Source organism: Gelidibacter sp., from assembly GCF_039916245.1.
Lineage (GTDB): Bacteria > Bacteroidota > Bacteroidia > Flavobacteriales > Flavobacteriaceae > Gelidibacter.
The window spans coordinates 1-5,812 of sequence record NZ_JBDSLS010000245.1 but is presented as its reverse complement, the minus strand read 5'-3'; the positions used below and the strand labels follow the sequence as shown (position 1 = coordinate 5,812).

At 36.5% G+C, this 5,812-nt stretch carries 5 protein-coding genes; 4 read left to right on the top strand and 1 reads right to left on the bottom strand.

The window, feature by feature from the left end; all coding sequences use genetic code 11:
• On the bottom strand, positions 1–1,033 hold a 1,033-nt coding region (gene mgtE / locus ABIQ28_RS13010), incomplete at its 3' end, for a magnesium transporter (protein ID WP_348037994.1).
• 273 nt (positions 1,034–1,306) lie between these two features.
• Between mgtE and ABIQ28_RS13005 the strand changes: the two genes are divergently transcribed.
• From ABIQ28_RS13005 to ABIQ28_RS12990, 4 genes are all read left to right on the top strand, one after another.
• Entirely contained in the window at positions 1,307–1,993 is a 687-nt protein-coding gene (locus ABIQ28_RS13005; protein ID WP_348037992.1) for a response regulator transcription factor, read from the top strand.
• Positions 1,993–3,369, top strand: coding sequence for a HAMP domain-containing sensor histidine kinase (locus tag ABIQ28_RS13000; protein WP_348037990.1), 1,377 nt, complete (start codon positions 1,993–1,995; stop codon positions 3,367–3,369). The genes ABIQ28_RS13005 and ABIQ28_RS13000 overlap by 1 nt, the downstream gene beginning before the upstream one ends.
• Before the next feature lie 108 nt (positions 3,370–3,477).
• Positions 3,478–4,785: a TolC family protein gene (locus tag ABIQ28_RS12995; protein ID WP_348037988.1), complete on the top strand. Its 1,308-nt coding sequence runs from the start codon at positions 3,478–3,480 to the stop codon at positions 4,783–4,785.
• Between the two features lie 29 nt (positions 4,786–4,814).
• Positions 4,815–5,812, top strand: a 998-nt coding sequence (locus tag ABIQ28_RS12990) for an efflux RND transporter periplasmic adaptor subunit (protein WP_348037986.1), incomplete at its 3' end; no start/stop codon positions are given.

Sequence of the window (5,812 nt, the reverse complement as noted above, 5' to 3'; positions counted from 1 at the left end):
TTTCGCCCAAGGCTAAATAACGAATCATAAGGGTGGCCGATTGCGAACCTGCATTACCACCACTATCAATCAGTAAGGGTAAAAAGAATACCAAGGCAACGAAGGATTGAATAATATCTTCAAAACCAGCTAAAGCAGCTCCTGAAAAAACATTCATAAACACTAAAAGAACCAACCAAACAATCCTGTTTTTATAAAGGTTGAAAATACCCTCCTTAAGTGGGTTTTTACCGGCATTTTGAACCGATCCAAACTTGTGGAAATCTTCAGTGGACTCTTCTTCAATAACGTCCATGATATCGTCGAACGTCACGATACCCAAAAGCACACCATCTTTGCTCAAAACCGGTAAGGCCACACGATCGTAATTTTTAAAAACCTGAATGGCAGTTTCCTGGTCGTCTAAAGCATATAGAGAAACAAACCGATGATCAATAAGGTTAGTAATAATTTCCTCCGGACTGGCAAAAATCAAATCCTTAATCTCAATGTCGTCTATCAGTTTCCATTCGTCATCAACAATATAAATAACGTTTAAAGTTTCAGAGTGCTTCCCGTGCGTTCTGATATGCGCAAAAGCTTCAGCTACTGTAAAATCTGCTTTTATGGCAACAAACTCCGTGGTCATTAAACGACCGATACTATCCTTAGGATAACTTAATAGTTTAACCGTAATTTTCTGCTCTTCTGGCGTTAGTCTTTGTATTAATTTCTGTGCAATATCGCCAGGTAATTCTTCAAAAAACGCAGTTCTATCATCCGGCTCAATATCATTGAGTAAGCGAGCTAATTTTTGTAGGTTTTCAGCCAATCCTTCTATAACTGCTTCTTGTTCAGAATGGTTGAGCATCTTAAAAACTTCCTTGGCTTGTTGCCGGGATAATAATCTAAATAAAATTATCTGATTGGTTTTTGAGGAACTTTCAACCAAATCTGCAGCTTCAATAGCATCCAAATCTTGCAGCGAACTTTTGAGTTTACGCCACTTTTTGTTTTTAATGAGCTCAAGATAATCAGTTTTATTTGCTATCATACCTGATGTTTATTGGTAGGTTATAAGATGGGTCTTCTAAAATAAATTTCGGCAAAATCTGTATAACCAAATCTGAAAAATATGCCGATGCTTTTTTTAGTGTGATGCAAATGTAGGATTTATCTTTTGCTTTAAAAAGCTCCTATTTTGTTCTTTAGACGGATCGCTCGATGTGGTTAGGTTTTTAATCGATAGAGCGCGTAAGGAGCTCGACATGATTACGTCATCTATTTTATATTACTTAATTTTGAGTATTCCAAAATAACATATAAAGTGAAAAAAATACTAATTATAGAAGATGATCCAGAGCTGAATACAAATTTAAAAGATGCTTTAACTACTGAAAACATGCAGGTAGAAACAGTTTATGATGGGCTTTTGGCAGAAAGAATTCTTAATAAATCGCATTTTGATTGTATTTTACTAGATGTTAATTTACCAGGAAAGAATGGTTTTGACTTGGCTAAAGATTTTAGAACCCATAACACATCTACACCAATATTAATGATTTCGGCGTTTTCTGAATTGGAAGATAAAGTACAAGGTTATGAAATGGGTGCAGACGATTATCTTACCAAACCCTTTTATATGCGCGAGTTGATTTTGAAAATCAATTCGCTGATTAAAAGAAGCCAAAATACTGCTGCAGCCACAAAAGAAAACGCCATAATAATTGCAGGAGATCTTCAATTAAACACCACTTTAAAAGAAGTTAGCCGACAAGGCATCGACATTGCATTAACCCCGCGAGAATATCAAATTCTTTTGAAATTATTGGAATCCAAAGGCGAAATTGTTTCCAAGCAAACTTTAGTCCAACAAATTTGGGGCAGATCATTTGATGCCAACACCAATACCATCGAGGTCTATATCAATTTCTTACGTAAAAAAATTGATCGTCCATTTGGAAAAGAATCTATAAAAACCAGAATAGGGTACGGCTATTATTTTGAGGATTAATGAGTATTAGAAGGAAGATTTTACTGTACTTTTCTGCGACCATCATTATTTTGTTGGGCATGACCTTGTTTTTTATTTACACACTTTTCTACGAATATCGGGAAGAGGAATTTCAACAAAAACAGAAGCAGAAAATTACGTCTACCATCAAATTTCTGACGGAGATTAAACAGGCCGATGAATCTATCATCCAAGCTATGGATCGGATCAGCATCAATGAGTTTTATGACGAAAAACTTTTGATTTTTGATCATGCCAAAGAACTCATTTATTCCAGCATTGACGATTTGCAGATCCCTGAGAAGGAGGTAGTTAGTATCTTGAATGTGCTAACCGTAGCTCATCCATGGTTGGAAACTAAGGATGATTTATACGATGTGGTTGGGGTGTACGTCAAGTATAATAATAAGACCTACTACGGTATCAATAAGGCTTTTGATGAATCGGGATATTCTAAACTGGATTTTTTGCGCTATGTGCTAATTTTTACTTTTTTGGGCATTGCACTAGTGGTTATTTTAATCGCTTATTATCTATCTCGAATTATAGCCGAGCCCATTGTCGATATTACCGAAAAAATCACAGATTATAATTTTGATACCCTTTATATTCCTATTGAAGTGAAGCGTTCGGAGAATGAAATTGTGGTGTTGGCTGAACAATTCAATAAGCTGATGAAACGGATGAAGGAAGCGGTTTCCTTTCAAAAACATGCCATCAATCATATTTCACATGAATTAAAAACACCGATTGCCGTCTTGGTTTCCAATTTTGAGCGCATGGAAAACGAAACGGATTTGCAGGTTTTAAAAGCGCAAATCGGGCGTCAAAAAGAAGATACTAAAAATTTAAGTGAGATTATTAATCTGTTATTGGAACTCTCTAAAACCGATGCTGGTCAAAGCATTCCGAAAACGAAAATCCGAGTGGATGAGCTTATTTTCGACACGATCGATGAATTAGCACAACTCTATCCAAATTTTGAATTTTCATTGGATTATATGGGGCCGACGGATAATGAGGATTTTTTGACTATTCAAGGTTCTGCCCGACTTTTAAAGGCCGCCTTTATGAATCTCATGGTAAATTCCATTCATTACAGTTCTAACAATGAAGGGAATATTCATATTATAACGTCGCCGAATCAACTTCAAATCGACTTCATCAATAAAGGGCCAGTTATTACCACAGATGAACAAAAATATCTGTTTCAACATTTCTTCAGAGGGCAGAATAGCAAAGGCAAATCGGGGTTTGGTTTAGGGCTTGTTTTTATCCATAAAATTATTTCCCAGCACAACGGCGTTATTTCTTATACTACGGACGAAAAGAATTTAAATAACTTTTCTGTCATTTTCCCATTACAGCAGGGTTGATTTCCTAAGAAACATTAAGCTAAACTTTATCCGTATTAAGGTCTTTTTAAGGTCGTTTTTAAGTCTTTTGCCAACATGAAATGGAAAGATAAAAAACGAACTCGCAACATGCATTACTTCAAGGTGTATGTTTTAGTAGGCTTATTGATGAGCATAAACTCAGATGCATTTGCTCAAGCTCAGCAAATCGATACTCTTAAATTAAGTCGACAGCAGTATGAAGAAGTTTTCTTAGAGCAAAATCTGTTATTGCTGGCAGAAAAATTTAAAATTGACCAGGCAGAAGCTATGGTCTTACAAGCCAAACTTTGGCCCAACCCCAATTTATCGTTGGACGATGTGAACTTATGGGCCACCAACAAGCAGCTGTCTTATTTAGATGAACCCTTGCCGCAGGTGTTTGGAAGCGCTGCTAAAAACACTCAGTTTTCAGTGCAGTTGGAGCAACAGATCCTGACGGCTGGAAAACGTAAAAAGCAAGTTAACCTTGAAAAAGTAGGCGTCAATGTCGCTCAACAGGAATTTGAAGAGCTATTACGTCAATTAAAATACGATTTTAGAAACACCCTTACAGAGTTACAGTATTTGCAGTTATATAGTAAGGTGTTTTTTAAGCAAAGTGATTTGATTCAAAACCTTTTACAAGCGTATAAAAAACAACTTGAAAACAATCATATAAGTAAGGGTGATTATATGCGACTTCAAACCTTGCAATTTGAACTGTCCAAAGAAATAAATGAGCTTTCCAAAGAGCGAAACGAAAAGGAAAAGGAGCTCAAGATTCTCCTAAGTCTGACAGGTCAAACCACTTTATTTGTATTGGAAGACGATTTCACGCCAGATCTTCAAAAACTTCAAAGTATCGCGCTATTAAATGTTCAAGATGAAATTTTAGCAAATAGACCAGACGTTAAGCTAACTGAGTTGGAAAATGAGCAGTTCAAGAGCTTGTTGATTTATGAAAAAGCACAAGCTATTCCAGATGTGAGTTTGAATGCCTCCTATGATCGCGGTGGTGGAGTTTGGCCGAGCTTCTTTGGCTTCGGATTGTCCATCGACTTGCCTGTTTTTAATAGAAATCAAGGTGCTATTAAGCATGCACAATTGGGTATTGAAAATACAAGTCTGCGTTACAATGACATCCGTTTGCGTGCCCAAGCTGAATTCAATCAGAATTATAAAGATTTCCTCGCTGCAATAGCATTTTACGAAACGATCGATGTTGATTTTGAAAAGGATTTGGACGACATCTTTGAAAGTTACACCCGAAATTTTGTCAATCGCAACATCAGCATGTTGCAGTATTTAGACTTTCAACAGGCATATCTGGAAAACAAAAAAATTATCCTCGAGTCCAAAAAAGAAATTCATCTCCATTTAGAAACGCTTCAATATAGTATTGGAAAAGAAATTTAAACATCATGAACGTATACAACTTTAAAAAAATGCATATCAAAAAAATAAATCCTTTTTATGTTTTTGCATGCCTGCTGATGCTTGTCAGTAGCTGTTCGCAAAATAAAAAAGAAAGCGTAATAGTAGACAAAACAGGCTTTTGCCTCAATGACTTTATGAAAGACGATATCATAAAAGTGCCTGTTAAAAAAAGTCCGATTTCAGAGTCGATTTTGTTAAATGCCATTGTGGAATCCAACCCAGATAACGTCGTACATTTTGTGAGCTTGGTAAGTGGTGTCGTCACTAAAACCTATTTTACATTAGGCGAAGAAGTGAAAAAAGGACAGTTACTTTTAGAAATGATGAGTAGCGAATTAAGTAGTTTGAGTTCGCAAAAGACAAGCCTTCAATCTCAAATTCTGGTCGCGCAACGGGAGTTGGAATCGGTTCAAGAAATGCATCACGATAAAATAGCTTCGCAACGGGATTTGATTGAAGCGCAAAGTAATCTTGATATTCTTAAAGCAGAATTACAAAATACAAATGCACAACTAAATTTATTCAGCGCGAGCAGTGAACGTGGCGTATTTCAGATAAAAGCACCAGCTTCAGGTACTATTATTATTAAAAATGTGGCTTCTGGAACACAAATTTCTGCAGAAAGTGATCCGCTTTTTACAATTTCCGATTTAAGTGAGGTGTGGATCATGGCCAATATTTATGCGGGTAATATTCCGTATGTCAAGAAGGATATGCCTGTGGAAATATCTGCTGTGGCTTATCCTAACGATGTATTTTCGGGCAAAATCAGTTCCATTTCACAAGTTTTTGATTCCAACGAACGGGTTTTAAAAGCCCGTATCGTCATGGATAATACGGACGGCAAACTAATGCCGGGCATGCTCGTAGATGTGAAAGTTGAAAAGGAAGACGGCATCCTGGCTAATGCAGCGCCAATAAATGCGCTGATTTTTGATAACAATCAACACTTTTTAGTGCTCTATAAATCGGATTGTGATATTGAGGTCAGAAAAGTGACTCCCAA

Bases quoted from the DNA above. Each gene is read 5' to 3' on its own strand.
- ABIQ28_RS13000 (WP_348037990.1), top strand. From the start codon at position 1,993: ATGAGTATTAGAAGGAAGATTTTACTGTACTTTTCTGCGACCATCATT.
- ABIQ28_RS12995 (WP_348037988.1), top strand. From the start codon at position 3,478: ATGCATTACTTCAAGGTGTATGTTTTAGTAGGCTTATTGATGAGCATA.